This window comes from Salinicola endophyticus (genome assembly GCF_003206575.1).
Classification (GTDB): Bacteria; Pseudomonadota; Gammaproteobacteria; order Pseudomonadales; family Halomonadaceae; genus Salinicola; species Salinicola endophyticus.
Map to the genome: position 1 here is coordinate 185,829 of NZ_PZJO01000006.1, position 18,242 is coordinate 204,070.

Consider the following 18,242-nt stretch of genomic DNA (forward strand, 5'->3'; position numbering starts at 1 on the left):
TGGCAGCCGGCGCCCTATTTTCCGTTCCCCGCAGAAGGACATCGACCATGGCACATTCGCACCTCGATAGCGTCAAGACCTACCTGCTCTCGCTGCAGGACTCCCTGTGCGACTCGCTCGCGGCGCTGGATGGCGGCAAGGTTTTTGCCGAGGACTCCTGGGAGCGCGCCGAGGGCGGCGGTGGGCGCAGTCGGGTGATCGAGGAGGGCGCGCTGTTCGAGAAGGGCGGGGTCAACTTCTCTCATGTTTACGGTGCCGAGCTACCCGCTTCGGCCACCGCCGCCCGCCCCGAGCTCGCCGGGCGCAGCTTCCACGCCGTGGGGGTCTCCTGGGTGCTGCACCCGCGCAACCCGCACATCCCCACTTCCCACGGCAACGTGCGCTTCTTCATCGCCGACAAGCCCGGCGAGGTGCCGGTGTGGTGGTTCGGCGGCGGCTTCGACCTGACGCCCTACTATCCCTACCTGGAGGATGCCCAGCACTGGCATCAGGTAGCCCAGCGCGCCTGCGAGCCATTCGGGGAGTCGGTCTATCCGCGCTTCAAGGCGTGGTGCGACGACTACTTCTTCCTCAAGCATCGCAACGAGACCCGCGGCGTCGGCGGGCTCTTCTTCGACGATCTCAACGAGTGGCCGTTCGAACAGTGCTTTGCCTTCCAGCGTGCGGTCGGCGACAGCTTCCTCGACGCCTATCTGCCGATCGCCGAGCGCCGTCGCGAGACCCCCTTCGGGGAGCGCGAGCGTGAGTATCAGTCGTTCCGTCGCGGGCGCTACGTCGAGTTCAATCTGGTCTGGGACCGGGGTACCCTGTTCGGGCTGCAGAGCGGTGGGCGTACCGAGTCGATCCTGATGTCGATGCCGCCGATCGCGCGCTGGCAGTATCAGTGGACCCCGGAGCCGGGTAGCCCGGAGGCGCGCCTGCTCGCCTATCTCCAACCCCACGACTGGCTGAACGTCACCCAGGAGCCGCAACCCGCATGAGCGATCGTTACGCTGTCTTCGGCAACCCCATCGGCCACTCGAAATCGCCGCGCATTCATGCTGCCTTCGCCGCGCAGACCGGCGAAGCGGTGGTTTACGAGGCGATCGAGGCACCCGCTGATGACTTCGCCGGCGCCTGGCGCGCCTTCGTCGCCGCCGGTGGCCGTGGCGCCAATGTGACCGTACCGTTCAAGCAGGATGCCTTCGCCCTGGCCGAGGTGCACACGCCGCGCGCGCACCTCGCCGGTGCGGTGAACACCCTGTGGCTGGACGCCGATGGCCGGGTGCGCGGCGATACCACCGATGGCGTCGGCCTGGTGCGCGATCTGCAGGCCCACGCCGCCCCGCTGGCGGGCGCGCGGGTGCTGCTGCTGGGGGCGGGCGGCGCCTCCCGCGGGGTGATCCAGCCGCTGCTCGAGGCGGGTGTGGATACGCTGCGCGTGGCCAATCGCACTCCGGCCAAGGCGCAGGCACTGGCGGCGCTGTTCGCCGGCAGCGGGCGGGTCGACGGCTGCGGCTTCGAGGCGCTGGAGGGTGACTTCGATCTGGTGATCAACGCCACCAGTGCGAGCCTCGCCGGCGAGTTGCCGCCGCTACCGGAGACACTGTTCGCATCCGAGGCGCTGGCCTACGACATGATGTACGGCGCCGAGCCCACGGTGTTCCTGCGCTGGGCCGAAGCGCGCGGCGCGCGCACGCTGGATGGCCTGGGCATGCTGCTCGAGCAGGCCGCGGAGTCGTTCTGGCTGTGGCGTCAGGTGCGCCCGGAAACCGCGGCGCTGCGTGAGAGGCTGCGCGCCGAACTGTGAGGCCGCGCGAGGCTGCCGGTAGCGGCGTCGCACGCTGCGCCCAGTCAGTCGTTCGAGATCGCACGTCCGTAGCGCATCGTTGGATAGCAGATAACAGATAACAGATAGCAGACGGCCGCCGCCGGAGGATTCCGGCGGCGGCCGTTGTCGTGACCAGTTGGGGTTGCCTGGAATCACGCCTTGCAGTTGGGCCGCCGCCCGGCCGCCTTGGCCTGTTCGTAGCGCGGTACCGCTTCGTCGAGACGATTCTTCAACCCACTCATGCGCTGGTCGTTGCTGGGGTGGGTCGACATCCACGCCGGCGGCTCGCCCTGGCTGTTGGCGGCCATGTTCTGCCACAGTTTGAGGCTGGCGCGGGGGTCGAATCCGGCGTCCGCCATCAGATCCAGACCCACCAGGTCGGCTTCCGACTCCTGCTTGCGCGAGAACGGCAGGATCACGCCGTACTGCGCCCCGGCCCCCAGCAGCCCCATCACCTGTTCGCCGCCGGCGCCCTGTAGCCCGGCAGCGCTCTGCAGCACCGAGAGTCCGGTCTGGGTGGCGGCCTGGGTGGAGACCCGCTCGTTGGCATGATGTGCCAGTACGTGGCCGACCTCGTGGCCGATCACCGCGGCTAGCTGGTCCTGATTGGTGGCGACCTTGAGCAGCCCGGTATTGACACCGATATAGCCGCCGGGCAGGGCGAAGGCGTTGGCGCTGTCATCCTTGAACAGCTTCACCTGCCACTTGCCGATACCGTCGCTGGCCGGCACCTGGGCGGTGATGGCGTCGGCCACGCACTGCACGTAGCGCGCCTGGGCACCGCCCACCGTGGGCAGCTGCTGCTCGTACTGGCTGAAACTCTGTTTGCCCATCTGGGCCAGCTCGTCATCGGAGTAGAAGGCGAGCTGGTTGCGTCCCATAGGCGAAGTGCTGCAGGCGCTGAGCAGCGCCGCGACGCCGAGAACGCCCAAGGCGCGGCGCGAGAGGGGGAGTGACATGCGGGTCTCCGAATACGAGTCTGGCGTTATCGTTGCTGTCTTGGCTGACGTCGAGGGTGGTCTGGCGGTGCCCTATCCGGCCCTACGCTGCGCATCAGCCCGTCCAAGATACCCGGCCTGCCGGGGCGGTCAACCAGTGCGCCTCCGTGGGCCGCGGTTGCCGACCCCGGACCGGCTTCTGGGTCACTGCGTGGGCGTCTCGATGGGCTCCGAGCCGCTCTCTCCACCGACATCGAGTTGCACGGTCGGGGCGGAGACCACCCGGGCCAGCGCCGGCGGCAGGGCCGGGGTCAGGCTGAGCCGGCTGCCCGGCGGGAGTTCGCCGCTGGTACTGAGACGGCGCGCTAGATCGAGCAGCGAAGCGACCTTCTGTGCGCGGCTGGGCAGGGCGTCGATGCCGCGCGGTTCGAGCGCCGCCGGCAGTGTCACCGTGGTGGTCTCACCGCCGCGCAAGGGCACCGGCTGATCGAACTCACCGGCCACCGCTTCGGCCCCGGGCACCTGGAGTTCCCAAGAGAAGCCCTGGAGCTCGATCGCCGGTGCGTTGGCGGGCAGCGAGAGCGCCAGCGGCAGGTCGATGTTCACCGGCAGCCCGGCCAGGGCCAGGCCCGAGTTCAGCAGGGTTCGTTCGTCGATGCCTGCGAGGCCGGGGGCGAAGTGGTAGTTGCCGATACGCACGTTATCGACGCCGAGCGAGGAGAGCGCGATACGCCCGAGCAGGACGCCGAGTTGGGGCAGGGCAAGGCAGCCGCCGAGCAGGGAGAGCAGCAGTAGAACGCAGGCAAGGCGGGCACGAGACGTCATCGTCTCTCCTCGAAGGGAGTCATGGGGGCGCGCGTGGCCGGGCCGACTGGACCCGGCGGCGCGCGCGGCACAAGATACGCCCATCGTGGCGATTGGCAATCCCCGCCAGCGCCGGACCCGCAATATCGACCCGAGGAGATTCGAGAGATGGATGGAGAGCTGGCCCAACGGCTGAGCCGACTGCTGGAGCGTGTCGAGGCGTGGCTACCCGAGCAGCCCCCGGCGGTGGATTGGACCCGCGACGTGGCGGCGCTGTGGCAGTCGCATCCGTTGGGCGGTCAACTGGTGCCGGTGGCGCCGCGGGATGCGGTGGGACTCGACGATCTGATCGGCGTGGCGCGTCAGAAGCGGGCGCTGGTCGACAACACCCGCGCCTTTCTGCAGGGGCGCCCGGCCAACCATGCGCTGCTGTGGGGCGCCCGCGGCAGCGGCAAGTCGTCGATGGTGCGCGCGCTGCTCAACAGCCTGGCCGGCGAGGGGCTGCGCCTGATCCAGGTCGATCGCCACGATCTGGTGGCGCTGCCGCTGCTGGTCCAGCGCCTGCGCGATCATCAGCACCGCTTCGTGGTCTACTGCGACGACCTCTCCTTCGAGGGCAGCGACGATGCCTACAAAGCGCTCAAGAGCGTGCTCGATGGCACCTTGACCGGGCCGCCGGAGAACGTGCTGCTCTACGCCACCTCCAACCGCCGCCATCTGCTGCCGGAGTCGATGGCCGACAACCAGCAGACCCAACTGGTCGACGGCGAGCTGCACCATGGCGACGCGGTGGAGGAGAAGATCTCCCTCTCCGACCGTTTCGGTCTGTGGCTGGCGTTCCACCCCTTCGATCAGCAGGCCTATCTCGAGGCGTGCCGCCACTGGGTCGAGCATCTCGGCGGCGCCGATGCCTGGCATGAGGCGGCGCGTGCCGAGGCGCTGCGCTATGCCACTTTGCGTGGGGTGCGTAGCGGCCGTGCGGCGTGGCAATTCGCCTGTCAGTGGGTGGGAACCGAGGCTATTCGCCAAATGCAATATCAGTAAGATGCGTTAAGCTTTTCGCCAGGGCATTTCTCTCGCGAAAAAGTCTGAGGGACGTGCTCATACTTTTTCAGCGCTGATGAGAGGTCCTGGGTGAAAGTCTTGCGTTTACCGTTGCTGACGACCTTGCTGGGAAGTGTGCTGCTGACGGCATTCTTCGGTTTCATGCTGACCCAGGCACTGCACAATGATCGCGAGGCGTTCCAGCGCGATCTGGCGTTCCAGTCCCAGGAGCAGGGCATCACGGTCAGTGCGACCCGCGCCGGGCTCGAGCGCCGGGTCCAGGTGCTGGCCACCACCTTGGTGGCCGACCCGGTGGTCCGTGGGCTCATGGCGCAAGCTGCGCAGGCGTCCTCGCCGGACCAGCTGGCGACGCTTCGAGAGCGCCTGCGCGACAACATCGGACCCTACTGGCAGTCGCTGCGGGCTGGCGGTGCCCTGGAGCTCAATGTCTTCCTGCCCGGGGCGGATGATCGTCATCCGTTTCTGCACACCGAGCCCCCTGGTGTGGAACGGGAGAGCATCGCGGACAGCGACTATCTGTTGCAGCAGAGCGCGGCTACCGGGGAGCCGGTCTTCGGCATCGAGTTCGACGGTGAGCGGGCGACCACGGCTGCCATCGCGCCCATCAGGGCGCCTGATGGCGAGAATGGCGGTCAGCTCGTCGGCTTGCTGGAGGTGGAGTTCGGCCTGGTCGCCAATGTCGAACAGCTCTCGGAGCAGCTGGAGAGCGGTGTCGCCGTTCTCGCGCGCCAAGGGGGCAAAAATGGCGGTCAGATATCGTGGCGGGTGAATGAAAGCTCCGACGCGAGCATTGCCGACTGGCTCGATCAATATCGCTTCCCAGACGTGAGGACGCGGGCCGACTGGCGAATCGTCGATGGACGTGAGCACCATCACTATCTGCTGACGCTGTTGCCGGTGAGCCGGAGCGGCGACGAGCGCTCGCAGGTCGTGGCGGCGATCGCCATCTGGAAGGACGTCAGCGCCCAGTATCATCACCGCCATCAGCAGGTGGTCGCCACCTGGCTGCGCTGGGGGGTGGCCTGGCTGATTGCCGAAGCCTGCCTGCTGCTGCTGCTGTGGGGCACGCGCCGGGTCACCCGCGAGACCATGTTGTATCACCAGCAGCGCCTGGAGCAGCAGAAGCGTTCACTGGTCGCGGTCAATCAGAGCCTAGAGGCGCAGAAGGAGGCGCTGCAGACGCTCAACGACATCGCCGCGCTGCAGGAGACCTCGTTTCCGCTGCTGATGGAGCGCGCGCTCAAGATGGGCGCGGCGCATCTCGACCTGCCATTCGCGGTCGCCAACCAGATCGATGGCGAGGATTACATCATCCAGGCCGGCTATTCGCCGGACAATCGCTTCGCGCGTGGGCAGGTACTGGAGACCCGCGATACCTACTGTAGTGAGGTGGTGGCGAGTAACGACGTGGTGGCGTTCTCCGATGCCGACGCCGAGGGCTGGCGCGATCACCGCTGCCGCCGGTTGTTCGGGCTGAAGAGCTACATCGGCGCGCCGATCTGGGTCCACGGCGAGCGCTTGGGTGCGCTGGCGTTCAGCGGCGACAGCGTGCGCGGGCGTCCGTTCGACGAGGCCGACCGCGAGTTCGTGCGCCTGCTGGCGCGCTGGGTCGGCGGTACCCTGATGCGCTGGCAGGAGGTCGAAGCGCGCGAGGAGCTATCCGGGCGTCTGGCCAAGATCGCCTCCCAGGTTCCCGGGCTGATCTACCAGTATCATCAGGATCTCGATGGACACCCCTCGTTTCCCTACGCCAGCGAGGCGATACGCGCCTATTACGGTGTGACGCCGGAGGAGGCCAAACAGGATGCCACCCAGGTCTTCGAGCGCATCGTGCCGGAAGACAGAGATCTGCTGGTGGAGTCGATCAGCGAGTCGGAGAAGAATCTGACCCCGTGGCACTGCGAGTATCGCGTGCAAAAAGCCAATGGTGACGTCATCTGGCTGTCGGGGCAGTCGGTGCCCGAACGCGAGGAGGATGGCAGCACCACCTGGCACGGCTTCCTGCACGATATCACCGAGCGTAAGCATAACGAACGCTTGAAGGGGGAGTTCATCTCCACCGTCAGCCATGAGCTGCGCACCCCGCTGACGTCGATCTCCGGGTCGCTGGGTCTGATTCAGGGGGGGGCCCTGGGCGAACCACCGGAGAGCATGCGTTCGATGTTGGCGGTGGCGCATGGCAACGCCAAACGGTTGATCCTGTTGATCAACGACCTGCTCGACATGGAGAAGCTGGTCGCCGGCAAGATGACGTTCCAGATGCAGGAACAGCCGCTGATGCCGCTGATCGACCAGGCGATCGAGTCCAATCAGGCCTACGCCGATCAGTTCAAGGTTCACTATGTGGTCACCGAGCGCATGGAGCGAACCGATGTGAACGTCGATGCCATGCGCCTGCAGCAGGTCATGAGCAACCTGCTCTCCAATGCCGCCAAGTTCTCGCCCCCGGACATGCAGGTGGAGATCCGGGTCGAACCGATCGGCGAGCGCGTACGGGTCAGCGTGATCGATCACGGCCCGGGTATCCCCGAAGCGTTCCACGATCGCATCTTCCAGAAGTTCTCCCAGGCCGACGCGTCCAGCACGCGCAAGCAGGGAGGCACCGGTCTGGGCCTGGCGATCACCCGGGAACTGGTCGAGCGGATGCGCGGTTCGATCAGTTTCTTCTCCGAAGAGGGCCAGGGGGCGTGTTTCTTCTTCGAGTTGCCGCGGATCGAGCGCCAGTCGGCAGACCAACCCGAGGTGGCGCTGCCGATGCCGGCGACCATCGCCGAGATGCCTGTCGATCCCGCCTCGCGACTGCTGATCGTCGAAGACGATCCTGACACCGCGCTGCTGCTGGCGATGATGGTACGGCGCTGGGGCTATCAGGCCGAGATAGCGCATACTCTGGAAGAGGCGCTAGGCTGGGTCGAGCGACGTAGCTTCGACGCCATCACCCTCGATCTGATGCTGCCCGACGGTAACGGGCTGACACTGCTGCGTCAGTTGCGCGATCAGCCGGCCACGCGGGAGCTGCCGGTGCTGGTGGTGTCGGCGATCGCCGAGGAGGGGCAGCTGGAGATCGGCGGCCAGCTCAAGGCGGTCGACTGGCTGGCCAAGCCGTTCGACGAACAGCGCCTGTCCAGTGCGCTGCAGGGTTCGCTCACTGCCGTCCCGCGGCGGGCGCGCATCATGCACGTGGAGAGCGATGCCGAGTTGACCCGGCGGGTTGCCGGTCAAGTCGCTGCGAGCATGACGCTGGACGTGGCACGCTCGGTGGCCGAGGCGCGCTACCTGCTCGATAGCAACGAATACGGCTTGATCTCGCTCGACCTGACCGAGAACCACGGACCGGGCTGGGAGATCATTCCGCTGCTCAGCCAGCTGCCGCACCACCCGGCGGTGATCATCCTTTCCGAGCAGGCATTGGCGCCGACCCTGCTTGGCCGGGTCGACACCGCGATCGCGCGGCCCGGGCTCTCCGCCGAGGCGCTGCGCGAAGCCTTCGACCGCCAGCTGCAGGGACATCGAGCTGACGGCAACGACACACAGGGAGAGAGCTGACATGCAAGCGTTACATCGTGTCCTGCATGTCGAGGACGATCCGTCGATTCAGGAAGTGGCGCGGATCGCCCTCGAAGTGGTTGGCGGTATGGAGGTCGCCAGCTGCGACAATGGCCAGTCGGCACTGGACAAGGCCGCCGAATGGCAGCCGGATCTGATCCTGCTGGACGTGATGATGCCCGGCATCGATGGCCCCACGACGCTGGGTAAATTGCGCGAGCAGGCCGAGACGCGCGAGATCCCGGTGATCTTCATGACCGCCAAGGTGCAGCCCAGCGAGCTGGATCACTACCGCGCCATCGGGGCGCTCGATGTGGTGATCAAGCCGTTCGATCCGATGACGCTGGCGGCCCAGCTGCGTGAGATCTGGGAGCGCTCGGATGCAGGGTGAAGAGGTTCAAAGGCGTCTGGCGGCGCTGCGTGAGCAGTACGCCGAGCGTATCGGCAACGATCTGCAGACGCTGATGGCGCAGGCGCGGGAGCTCGCCGCACGCCAGCGCGCGGTCGAGCCCGAGGCGCTGGAGTCGCTGCGCCACGGGCTGCATCGCATCGCCGGCTCCGCGGGGACCTTCGGCTATCCGGCGCTGGGGCAGGAAGCGCGCGAGATGGAGCTGTGGGTACAGACCGTGCTGGAGACCGCAGTGGCGCCCACGTCGCCGATGCTGACCACGCTGCATGACCGTCTTTCGGGTAGCTACCGGCTGCTCGAGAACAGCGCTACGGCGTCGGTGGCAGAGCCACAGGCGGACTACGAGCTGGTGAGCGGCGAGCGTGCGATTCGGATCGCGATCATGGCCGAGGGCGACACGCATGGGTTACTGCAGTCACTGAGTGGCTTTGGCTACGACTGCCGCTGTCTGACCGAGATCGAGGAGTGGCGTTCGTGGCGGCCCGACGTGGTGATCATCGACACGGCCCATGTCGAGCCCGCCGTATGGCAAGCCAGTGTCGCCGAGGTACCCAGTGCGATGCGGGTACTGCTCAGCGATGACGGGAGCTTCGACGCCCGCCTGCAGGCCGTGCGCGCCGGCGCTCAGGGCTTCTTTACCCACCCCCTCGACGTGCCGGCGCTGGAACGGCGTCTGCGCCATCTGGTCAGCCTGCCGCAACAGGACCCTTACCGGGTGCTGATCGTCGACGACGATGTCGAGCTGGCCGAACATTTCCGCCTGACGCTGAAGGTGGCCGGCATCGAGTCGCGGGTGATCGACCAGCCCAGTGACGTGCTACGCGGCCTGCGCGAGTTCGTGCCCGATCTGGTGCTGATCGACATCAACATGCCGGGCTGCTCGGGAACGGAACTGGCGCGGTTGATCCGCTTCGACGACGACTGGCTGCGTATCCCGCTGATCTATCTCTCGGCGGAGTCGGATGCCGAGCGCCAGGCCCAGGCGCTGGCCCAGGCCGGTGATGACTTTCTGGTCAAGCCGATCTCAGACGTGGCGCTGACCGCGGCGGTGACTGCGCGCGCCCAGCGCTCGCGGCAGTTGAGCCAGGCACTGGCCCGAGACGGCCTGACCGGGCTGATCAAGCACCCGGCGATCAAGGAACTGATCGAGATCGAGCAGTCACGCACCCAGCGCAGCGGCGCCGAGGCGTGTGTGGTGATGATCGATATCGACCGCTTCAAGTCGATCAACGACACCTACGGCCACGGCACCGGCGACTACGTGATCCGCCTGCTCGCCAACCTGCTGCGCCAGCGCCTGCGTCGGGTCGATCATGTCGGCCGTTACGGCGGCGAGGAGTTCGTGGCGGTGCTGCCGGCGTGCTCGCTGGACAACGCGTGTGAGGCGATCGAGCGTATCCGCGAGAGCTTTGCCCAGATGGAGTGCGTGGCGGGGAAGGCCGTGTTCCATGCCACCTTCAGCGCTGGCGTGGCGAGCACCTTCGACTGGGCGGACGCCGGCGCGCTGCTGGAGGCTGCCGACCGCGCCATGTACGAAGCCAAGCAGAGCGGGCGCAATCGGGTATGCGTGGCCCGCGACACCAGCGTCTAGGCATATCTGAAAACTAGACATCTCTGAAAAACAGCACGCGTCGGTGCTGCGAAGCCGATCTGCGGCGGCACGCTGAGAAGCGTGCCGCCGCTAGGTGCTGGGCCTCAGCGGCGGTTCTTGCGCGCTTCCTTGGTCCGACTGAGCTGACGCGCGCGTGCCTTTTCACGGTCGCTGGCGTCGCTGTTCTTGTCGTAGGGGTTGTCGCCGGAGCGGAACTCGAAGCGGATCGGCGTACCGCGCACCTTGAGCACCTTGCGGAAGGTGTTGGTGAGATAGCGCTTGTAGGCTTCCGGGAGCGCCGATGTCTGGTTGCCGTGGACGACGATGATCGGCGGGTTGCTGCCCCCCTGGTGGGCCATGCGCAGCTTGATCCGGCGGCCGTTGATCAGTGGCGGCTGATGCTCGCTGACCGCGTCCTGCAGAATGGTGGTCAGACGGTTGGTCGACCAGTGGCTGTTGGCGCTGGCGAAGGCCTTGTCGACCGACTTGTAGAGATCGCCCACCCCGGTACCGTGCAGCGCCGAGATGAAGTGCAGATCGGCGTAGTCGGCGAAACCGAGGCGGCGCTTGATATCCGAGCGCATCTTCTCGCGCGCCTCCTGCTCCAGCCCGTCCCACTTGTTCACCGCCAGCACCAGCGCCCGGCCGCTCGACAGCACGTAGTCGAGCAGGTGCAGATCCTGTTCCACCAGGCCGCTGCGGGCGTCGAGCACCATGATCGCGACATGGCACTCCTTGATCGCTTCGAGCGTCTTGACGATCGAGAACTTCTCGGCGGTGAGGGTGACGTTCTTGCGCCGCCGGATACCCGCGGTATCGACCAGCACGTAGGGCTTGCCGCGGCGCTCGAAGGGGATCTCGATGGCATCGCGGGTGGTACCGGCCTCGTCGAACACCACCACCCGATCTTCGCCCAGCATGCGGTTGACCAGGGTCGACTTGCCCACGTTGGGGCGGCCGATCACGCCGATGTGCACGCCGGGGTGGCCGCCCTGGGGGCCAGCCAGCGGGTCACGCGCGGGGAACGGCTCGAGCACTTCGTCGATCAGCGTGGTGACGTTGCGCCCGTGGGAGGCGGCGATCGGCCGCGGATCGCCAAGACCCAGCCCCCAGAAGTCGGCCATGCCGATCTGTTCGTCGATGCCGTCGGTCTTGTTGACCACCAGCCAGGTCTTCTTCTGATTCACCCGCAGGTGATTGGCGATCGCCTGATCCGCCGGCATCAGCCCGGCGCGGGCATCGACCAGAAACAGCACGATATCGGCTTCGTCGATGGCGGTGAGCGACTGCTCCGCCATGGCGGCATCGATGCCTTGCTCGTCGCCACTGATACCACCGGTATCGATGACGGTGTAGGCCTTGTCGCCGAGCTGGCCGTTACCGTACTTGCGGTCGCGGGTGAGGCCGGGGAAATCGGCGACCAGCGCGTCGCGCGAGCGCGTCAGGCGATTGAACAGCGTCGACTTGCCGACATTGGGGCGGCCAACCAGGGCGATAACGGGGGTCATGGCGATTCGCAAACGAGCAGCGGAAGAATGGCGCCGGCGCGGGATAGGCGTACGGCGACGTCAGGGTTGGGCGAGGGCAAAGATGCACTTCGACTCGCGTTCTGGCGCGATTCTAGCATAGACCGCCGCCCGGCACAGACCGCGATCCTGCGTCGCGGCGCCGGACGTCACGCCGAGCCCCAGACGACGACGGCCCCGTTTGAGCGGGGCCGTCGTCAGGACGCAGAGCGCGCGTCTCAGGGTTTGACGGTCTTGAGGTCGTAGGCGACCAGGCGGCCGTCGTTGGCATAGACGTAGAGACGCTTGTCGCCGGTCAGCAGGGGCAGGGTGAGGCCGCTGCCGCTGACGTGGACACGCCCGCTCATCTCGCCGGTGGTGGCGTCGAGCAGATGCACGTAGCCCTGATAGTCGCCCACCGCGATATTGCCGTCGACGAAGGCCGGCGAGGTCAGCCAGCGCCCTTCGAGGGTGTCGGCGTCCCACATCACCCGGCCGGAGTCGGCCTCGATGGCGAGCACGTGGCTGGCGGCATTGACCGTGAACAGGTAGTTGCCCACCACCAGCGGGGTCAGATAGCTCGACTCCTTGCGCTCCCACAGCACCTTGCCGGAGGTCGCTTCGAGCGCCACCAGGCGGCCGTTGTAGCTGGTCACGAACAGACGCCCGTCGCGGGTCAGCACCGGCTGGCCGTCGAGATCGACCAGCTGGTCGACTTCGGTACGGCCCTGGGGCACGGCCACGCGCATGTCCCACAGCGGCTGGCCGCTACGGTTGTCCAGGGTGACCAGACGGCCATTGGCGAAGCCGGCGAAGGTGACCGGGTCGATGGTCCGCGGCGTGCCGGTGCCGCGCAGGGTCAACGCCGGCATCGAGCTGGAGTAGACCCACTTCTCCTGGCCATCGGCGCGGTCGAGCGCGGTCACTGCGCCGTCGACGCTCTGCGCGATCACCAGCTGGCTGTTGACCTGGGGCGGCGCCAGCACTTCGCTGGAGACCCGTGAACGCCAGGCGATGCTGCCGTCGGTGCGATCCACCGCCAGGACTTCGCCGTTGCGGGTGCCCAGATAGAGGCGGCCCGGATCGGCGCCGATACCGCTGGAGATCGGCGTGCCGAGCTCCACTTCCCATTGGGTATCACCGCTGTCGGTGTCGATCGCGCGCAGGTCGCCGGTCTGGTCGACGGCGTAGATGGTGCCGCCATCGACCAGCGGGGTCAGCGGGTACTGGGCGCGGCCCAGACCTTCGCCGATGTCCTGGCTCCAGCGTTCGTCGAGTTCGACGGTGGCGGGGAAGTCCTTGAGCTCCTTGGGCGGATACTGGGGTTCGACGCCACCGGCGCAGCCGGCCAGCAACGTCGCGGTCAGCCCCAGGGGCAGGAGTAGGCGGGTCAATTTCATGGGGTAGCGTCCTCTGCACCGAGATCGTCGAGCTTGAGCTGAAGGCCGTAGAGCGTCTGGTCTGTCTGTTGTGCCAGGTTCTGTGCCTGCTGATAGGCCTGGCGGGCGTCGTCATCGCGGTCGAGGGCGACGAAGGCGTCACCGCGCACCGCCTGGCGCTGTGCCTCGAGCGCTTCGGGGAAGCTGCCGTCGAGGGTATCGAGCGCGCCTTTGGCGTCCTTGGCGGCGATCTGCAGGCGTGCCAGCTCGAGCGTCGCCAGCCCCTGCATGTAGGGGCGGTCGCTGTCGGCGATCACCGGTTCGAGCGCCTTGCGGGCACGGGCGTCGTCGTCGGCGCCCACCGCCAGCTTGGCCTCGATCAGGCCGGCGAGGTCGGCGTAGAGCGTGCCGCCGTGGTCGCTTTCGAGCTTGTCGGCCAGTTCGAAGGCCTGCGCGCGCGCCTTGTCATCGAGGCTATCGCTGGCGGCGATGGCGATGAGCTGCTGATAGGTCACCGAGGCCTCGGCGGACTGGTTCTCCTGATGGCGCTGCCAGGCGTGCCAGCCCAGCACCAGCGCCACGGCGACGACGATGCCGACCAGCAGCGCGGTGCCGTTGGACTTCCACCACTCCTTGATCGCATCCAGCTGTTCTTCTTCGCTTCTCAGCTCCGCCACGGGCGGTCTCCTTACACTGTGTGACTCGGCGCCCGCTCAATCAGGCGCGCTATCGATGACGTCTACCGTCGCGCAGATGCGGTCTCCGGCGCCGCGTTAGGGCGGCCGGAGACGGCGGCTGGCGTCACGACTCGCCGACGATCCGTTCGGCGAGCCAGGCGATGGCCGCGTCCTGATCCAGGGTCTGCTGCTCGCCGTCGTCGCGCAGCGGCTTGAGGGTGAGGCGGCCGTTGGCGATCTCGTCCTCGCCCAGGATCAGCGCGACCCGCGCGCCGCTGCGGTCGGCACGTCGAATCTGACTCTTGAAGCTGCCGCCGCCGCAGTGTACCTGAAGGCGCAGCGCCGGCAGAGCGTCGCGCAGACGTTCGCCCAGCAGCAGGGCCTGGCGCTCGGCGCCGTCACCCATCGCCAGCAGGTAGGCGTCGACGCCGCCCTTGGCCTCATCGGGAATCAGCCCGAGGGTCTCCAGCAGCAGCATCAGCCGTTCGAGACCGATGGCGAAGCCCACCGCGGGCACTGCCTTGCCGCCGAGCTGCTCGACCAGACCGTCGTAGCGGCCGCCGCCGCACACCGTACCCTGACTGCCGAGGGCCGTGGTAGTCCACTCGAACACGGTGCGCGAGTAGTAGTCGAGCCCGCGCACCAGGCGCGGGTTGAGCCGGTAGCCGATGCCGGCGTCATCCAGGGTCGCCTTGAGCTGCTCGAAGTGCTCGCGCGACTCGTCGTCGAGGTGGTCGAAGAGCTGCGGGGCGCCGGCGAGCATCTCGGCCATGTCCGGGTTCTTGGAGTCGAGGATGCGCAACGGGTTGCTGGTCAGGCGCCGCCGAGAATCCTCGTCGAGTACCTCGCGGTGGGCCTCGAAGTAGGCCACCAGCGCTTCACGATAGCGCACCCGGGCCTCGGGCGAGCCCAGCGAGTTGAGTTCCAGGGTGACGTGCTCGGACATGCCCAACTGGCGCCACAGGCGCGCCGAGAGCAGGATGATCTCGGCATCGATATCCGGCCCGGTCATGCCGTAGGCTTCGATACCGATCTGGTGGAACTGGCGATAGCGCCCCTTCTGCGGCCGCTCGTAGCGGAACATCGGGCCCATGTACCAGAGCCGTTGGGTCTGGTTGTGCAAAAGGCCGTGCTCCATCGCCGCCCGCACCACCGCCGCGGTGTTCTCCGGGCGCAGGGTCAGGCTCTCGCCGTTGCGGTCGTCGAAGGTGTACATCTCCTTCTCGACCACGTCGGTGGCTTCGCCGATCGAACGCGCGAACAGACCGGTCTGCTCGACGATCGGGGTGCGGATCTCGCGGTAGTCGTAACGCTCCACCAGCGCGCGCAACTGGCGCTCCAGGTATTGCCACGCGGGCGACTGATCCGGCAGAAGATCGTTCATGCCGCGGATGGCTTGTATCTTGTTGCTCAACTGACACTCCTGCCTAAAGCAAAGCGCCGCGGACTCCCGGCCCGCCGGCGCTGGATGGTTCTTCGAGGGAAAGGGTTCAGGCCCCGCGGGCGATCACTGCCTCGTCGCGCGCTTCCTTCTCCTTGGCCTTGGCCCGGATCAGCGCTTCGAGATCGTCGACCAGATGGTCGTTGCGCAGCTTGCTCGCCGGCTTGCCGTCGATATAGACCAGGTTGGCGGGGCTGCCGCCGGTGAGCCCGATATCGCTCTCCTTGGCCTCGCCCGGGCCGTTGACCACGCAGCCGATCACCGAGACGTCGAGCGGTGTCATGATGTCGTCGAGGCGCTCCTCGAGGGCATTCATGGTGCCGATCACGTCGAAGTTCTGGCGCGAGCAGCTGGGGCAGGCGATGAAGTTGATGCCCTTCGAGCGCAGTCGCAGGCTCTTGAGCATGTCGTAGCCCACCTTGATCTCTTCCACCGGGTCGGCGGCCAGCGAGACCCGGATGGTGTCACCGATGCCATCCATCAGCAGCATGCCCAGGCCGATCGAGGACTTGACCGTGCCCGAGCGCAGACCCCCGGCCTCGGTGATACCGAGATGCAGCGGCTGTTCGATCTGGGTCGCCAGCTGGCGATAGGCGGCGACCGCCATGAACACGTCGCTGGCCTTGACGCTGACCTTGAAGTCGGGGAAGTCGAGGCGATCGAGGTGATCGATATGGCGCATGGCGGATTCGACCAGCGCTTCCGGCGTCGGTTCGCCGTACTTCTTCTGCAGATCCTTCTCCAGCGAGCCGGCGTTGACCCCGATACGGATCGGGATGCCGTGGTGGCGCGCGGCGTCGACCACCGCACGCACCCGCTCCTCGCGGCCGATATTGCCGGGGTTGATGCGCAGGCAGTCGACACCCAGCTCGGCCACGCGCAGGGCGATCTTGTAGTCGAAGTGGATATCGGCGACCAGCGGCACGCTGACCCGACGCTTGATCTTGCCGAACGCTTCGGCGGCGTCCATGTCCGGCACCGAGACGCGCACGATATCGGCGCCGGCCACCTGCAGGCGCTCGATCTGCGCGACCGTGGCATCGACATCGAGGGTGTCGGTGTTGGTCATGCTCTGCACGGAGATGGGCGCACCGCCGCCGACGGGGACGTTGCCGACATGGATCTGGCGCGAGAGTCGGCGGGTGATCGGAGAGTGCATGTGCATGGTGCTTCTCAGTCTCCCAGCGTGAAGCGGGCGACGTTGTTGCCGCCGGTGTATTGGCCAAGGTCGACCGTCTGGCCGCGGTAGCGCAGCGAGACACCGCTGGCGTTGCCGATGGTCAGACGGAAGGGCGGTTTGCCGCGGGCAGTCGCCTGACTGCCGGCGGACTGCAGACCGCTGAAGATGCGCTTGTCGGTGGCGTCGTAGATTTCGGTCCAGGACTGCTGCTTGAAGGTCAGCGCGAGCGTGTTGACGTCGGCGCTGGGTCCGCTCTGGGTGCTCTCGGCGGTGTCGCTACCCCCGCTGCTGCTGACCTGGGTCGCGGCGCCTTGGTCGGCACTGCCTGGAGTGCCAGAGCCTTGAGCGGCAGTGCCTTGAGTTCCCGTGCCCTGGGCGCTGGCGGCGACGGACTGGGCTTCGCGCTCGTCCGCCGGCGGCGGCGTGCTGTCGCTGGTCGGTGCAGCGCTGCCGCCTGCGCTCGCCACGCTGGGTGCGGTGCCGTCAGCGGCCGGGGTGTCGGTCGGGGTCGGCACCGGCGGCAGCGCGGTATCGCTGTTGGGCGTGAGCTGGCTGCTGGTGTCGGCGGCCGGTGCCGCGTCGCGCTTGCCGTCGAGGGAGTCGACCGCGATCGGGGCGTCGTCGCTGCCGCCACCGAACAGGTCGTTGCCCTCGCGGCTCTGCCACCACAGCAGGGTGAGGCCGATCAGTCCGACGATCACCAGCAGGGTAAACAGCCGGAACACCCAGGCGCCGACGCGGGAGGGCGGCCGCGAGGTGTTCACCGGCGAGACCTTGCGCTCGACATCGGACTGGCCATGGGTGGCGTTGTAGGCGCTCACCACCTGGCTTTCGTTCATGCCCAGCAGACGCGCGTAGGCGCGCACATAGCCGCGGCGGTAGGCGGCGATGGGCACCTGCTCGAAGTTGTCCTGCTCGAGCCCTTCGACCACGCTGGGGCGCAGGTTGAGCTGCAGCGCCACTTCGTCGAGGTTGAGTCCCTGGCGCTCACGTTCCGCACGCAGCATCCTGCCGGCGGACTCTGATGGGAAGCTGCGTTCGCTCTCTTGCTGCTGTTCGTCGATTGCGCTCATGCGCGAAAATCCTTTTGCATTCTAGGGTCCATGCGCCTCAGGAACCGCCGAGCTGTTGACGGTAGAAGGCCGCCCGCGTCGAATCGCCCTGGGCGCTGGCGATGTCGCTCGCCAGGCGCAGGCTCTCGGTGCTGGTGCCGGCCACGGTGAAGTAACGCTGCAAGCGTTCCCAGGCGCGTTCGTTATTACCCTGCGTATGATCGATGCGTGCCAGGGCGAGCAGGCTCCGCGCGTTGCGCGGATCGATGTCCAGCGCGCGGCGATAGCTCGCCTGCGCCGCCTGGATGTCGCCTGTCTTGCCCTGACACTGGCCCAGATTCGCGAACAGCTGGGCGCGTTTGGTATAGGTGATGTCCTGGCTCGCCAGCGCCAGTTGCTGGCATGCCTGTGCGTAACTTTCGCGCTGATAGAGCAGTGCGGCGTAGTTGTTGCGGATACGGGTGGCATCGGGAGCCGCCGCCAGCGCGCGCTCGAAGAAGCGCGCAGCGAGGTCGAGTTCACGCTGGCGCTGATAGAGCAGTGCCAGGCCCTCCAGCGCATCGGCGTCACGCGCATCGAGCTTCAGCGCGTGTTCCAGCGCCTGCTGGGCGCGCGGCAGATTGTTCTCGGCCAGATACGCCTTGCCCAGACGGGTGTAGGCGGCGGCCGCATCGCTCTTGCTCTCGGCCCGGGGCGCGTTGGAGGCCACCGGGGTGGCGCAGCCGTTCATCAGGCACGCCAGGCCCACGGCGATAGCGACAGCGCGTACCGGTGGTGGACAGAATTGGCGGCTCATTGACGGCTCTCCCGCGGTTCGGACACACGTCGCGTGCTGGCCTTTGTTC

Annotated in this window: 15 protein-coding genes; 6 read left to right on the forward strand and 9 right to left on the reverse strand. The window is 67.1% G+C overall.

Annotated features, from left to right (window positions below):
* Window positions 1-47: 47 nt before the first annotated feature.
* Both hemF and aroE read left to right on the forward strand, forming a co-directional pair.
* Complete coding sequence (gene hemF / locus DOM66_RS14450; protein WP_110690652.1) at window positions 48-980, forward strand: oxygen-dependent coproporphyrinogen oxidase; 933 nt, start codon at window positions 48-50, stop codon at window positions 978-980.
* Complete coding sequence (aroE, locus tag DOM66_RS14455) at window positions 977-1,789, forward strand: shikimate dehydrogenase (RefSeq protein WP_110690653.1); 813 nt, start codon at window positions 977-979, stop codon at window positions 1,787-1,789. Before hemF ends, aroE begins: the two co-directional genes overlap by 4 nt.
* Before the next feature lie 173 nt (window positions 1,790-1,962).
* Here aroE and DOM66_RS14460 read toward each other — a convergent pair whose 3' ends face one another.
* Window positions 1,963-2,769, reverse strand: a complete 807-nt coding sequence (locus DOM66_RS14460; protein WP_110690654.1) for a M48 family metallopeptidase — start codon at window positions 2,767-2,769, stop codon at window positions 1,963-1,965.
* A 183-nt stretch (window positions 2,770-2,952) separates the two neighbouring features.
* On the reverse strand, window positions 2,953-3,573 hold the full coding sequence (locus DOM66_RS14465; protein ID WP_110674810.1) for a hypothetical protein: 621 nt from the start codon (window positions 3,571-3,573) through the stop codon (window positions 2,953-2,955).
* Between the two features lie 147 nt (window positions 3,574-3,720).
* Here DOM66_RS14465 and DOM66_RS14470 point away from each other — a divergent pair, with 147 nt between their 5' ends.
* The 4 genes from DOM66_RS14470 to DOM66_RS14485 all read left to right on the forward strand — a co-directional run bounded on the left by DOM66_RS14470 (window position 3,721) and on the right by DOM66_RS14485 (window position 10,163).
* The gene (locus DOM66_RS14470) at window positions 3,721-4,596 is read left to right on the forward strand and encodes an ATP-binding protein (protein ID WP_110674809.1); all 876 of its coding nucleotides are present in this window, start codon (window positions 3,721-3,723) and stop codon (window positions 4,594-4,596) included.
* A gap of 99 nt (window positions 4,597-4,695) precedes the next feature.
* On the forward strand, window positions 4,696-8,163 hold the full coding sequence (locus DOM66_RS14475) for an ATP-binding protein (protein WP_157959057.1): 3,468 nt from the start codon (window positions 4,696-4,698) through the stop codon (window positions 8,161-8,163).
* A gap of 1 nt (window position 8,164) precedes the next feature.
* Window positions 8,165-8,554, forward strand: coding sequence for a response regulator (locus DOM66_RS14480; protein ID WP_110674807.1), 390 nt, complete (start codon window positions 8,165-8,167; stop codon window positions 8,552-8,554).
* Window positions 8,544-10,163 carry a diguanylate cyclase gene (locus DOM66_RS14485; protein WP_110690656.1) on the forward strand — a complete coding sequence of 540 codons (1,620 nt, stop codon included), beginning with the start codon at window positions 8,544-8,546 and terminating at the stop codon, window positions 10,161-10,163. Before DOM66_RS14480 ends, DOM66_RS14485 begins: the two co-directional genes overlap by 11 nt.
* A 104-nt stretch (window positions 10,164-10,267) precedes the next feature.
* Here DOM66_RS14485 and der read toward each other — a convergent pair whose 3' ends face one another.
* The 7 genes from der to pilW form a co-directional block, all read right to left on the reverse strand.
* On the reverse strand, window positions 10,268-11,671 hold the full coding sequence (gene der, locus DOM66_RS14490; protein WP_110674805.1) for a ribosome biogenesis GTPase Der: 1,404 nt from the start codon (window positions 11,669-11,671) through the stop codon (window positions 10,268-10,270).
* Window positions 11,672-11,907: 236 nt separating this feature from the next.
* The gene (bamB, locus tag DOM66_RS14495) at window positions 11,908-13,068 is read right to left on the reverse strand and encodes an outer membrane protein assembly factor BamB (protein ID WP_110674804.1); all 1,161 of its coding nucleotides are present in this window, start codon (window positions 13,066-13,068) and stop codon (window positions 11,908-11,910) included.
* Window positions 13,065-13,724 (reverse strand): YfgM family protein, encoded by a 660-nt coding sequence (locus tag DOM66_RS14500; RefSeq protein ID WP_110674803.1) that lies wholly within the window; start codon window positions 13,722-13,724, stop codon window positions 13,065-13,067. Before DOM66_RS14500 ends, bamB begins: the two co-directional genes overlap by 4 nt.
* Before the next feature lie 124 nt (window positions 13,725-13,848).
* Window positions 13,849-15,138: a histidine--tRNA ligase gene (hisS, locus tag DOM66_RS14505; protein ID WP_110690657.1), complete on the reverse strand. Its 1,290-nt coding sequence runs from the start codon at window positions 15,136-15,138 to the stop codon at window positions 13,849-13,851.
* A gap of 76 nt (window positions 15,139-15,214) precedes the next feature.
* Complete coding sequence (ispG, locus tag DOM66_RS14510; protein WP_110674801.1) at window positions 15,215-16,330, reverse strand: flavodoxin-dependent (E)-4-hydroxy-3-methylbut-2-enyl-diphosphate synthase; 1,116 nt, start codon at window positions 16,328-16,330, stop codon at window positions 15,215-15,217.
* An 8-nt stretch (window positions 16,331-16,338) separates the two neighbouring features.
* Window positions 16,339-17,418, reverse strand: coding sequence for a RodZ domain-containing protein (locus DOM66_RS14515; protein WP_110690658.1), 1,080 nt, complete (start codon window positions 17,416-17,418; stop codon window positions 16,339-16,341).
* Between the two features lie 37 nt (window positions 17,419-17,455).
* Window positions 17,456-18,193 carry a type IV pilus biogenesis/stability protein PilW gene (pilW, locus tag DOM66_RS14520; RefSeq protein ID WP_110674799.1) on the reverse strand — a complete coding sequence of 246 codons (738 nt, stop codon included), beginning with the start codon at window positions 18,191-18,193 and terminating at the stop codon, window positions 17,456-17,458.
* Window positions 18,194-18,242: the final 49 nt, after the last annotated feature.

Coding starts and splice junctions, on each gene's coding strand:
- hemF (WP_110690652.1), top strand. CDS start 48: ATGGCACATTCGCACCTCGATAGCGTCAAGACCTACCTGCTCTCGCTG.
- aroE (WP_110690653.1), top strand. CDS start 977: ATGAGCGATCGTTACGCTGTCTTCGGCAACCCCATCGGCCACTCGAAA.
- DOM66_RS14460 (WP_110690654.1), bottom strand. CDS start 2,769: ATGTCACTCCCCCTCTCGCGCCGCGCCTTGGGCGTTCTCGGCGTCGCG.
- DOM66_RS14465 (WP_110674810.1), bottom strand. CDS start 3,573: ATGACGTCTCGTGCCCGCCTTGCCTGCGTTCTACTGCTGCTCTCCCTG.
- DOM66_RS14470 (WP_110674809.1), top strand. CDS start 3,721: ATGGATGGAGAGCTGGCCCAACGGCTGAGCCGACTGCTGGAGCGTGTC.
- DOM66_RS14480 (WP_110674807.1), top strand. CDS start 8,165: ATGCAAGCGTTACATCGTGTCCTGCATGTCGAGGACGATCCGTCGATT.
- DOM66_RS14485 (WP_110690656.1), top strand. CDS start 8,544: ATGCAGGGTGAAGAGGTTCAAAGGCGTCTGGCGGCGCTGCGTGAGCAG.
- der (WP_110674805.1), bottom strand. CDS start 11,671: ATGACCCCCGTTATCGCCCTGGTTGGCCGCCCCAATGTCGGCAAGTCG.
- bamB (WP_110674804.1), bottom strand. CDS start 13,068: ATGAAATTGACCCGCCTACTCCTGCCCCTGGGGCTGACCGCGACGTTG.
- ispG (WP_110674801.1), bottom strand. CDS start 16,330: ATGCACATGCACTCTCCGATCACCCGCCGACTCTCGCGCCAGATCCAT.
- DOM66_RS14515 (WP_110690658.1), bottom strand. CDS start 17,418: ATGAGCGCAATCGACGAACAGCAGCAAGAGAGCGAACGCAGCTTCCCA.
- pilW (WP_110674799.1), bottom strand. CDS start 18,193: ATGAGCCGCCAATTCTGTCCACCACCGGTACGCGCTGTCGCTATCGCC.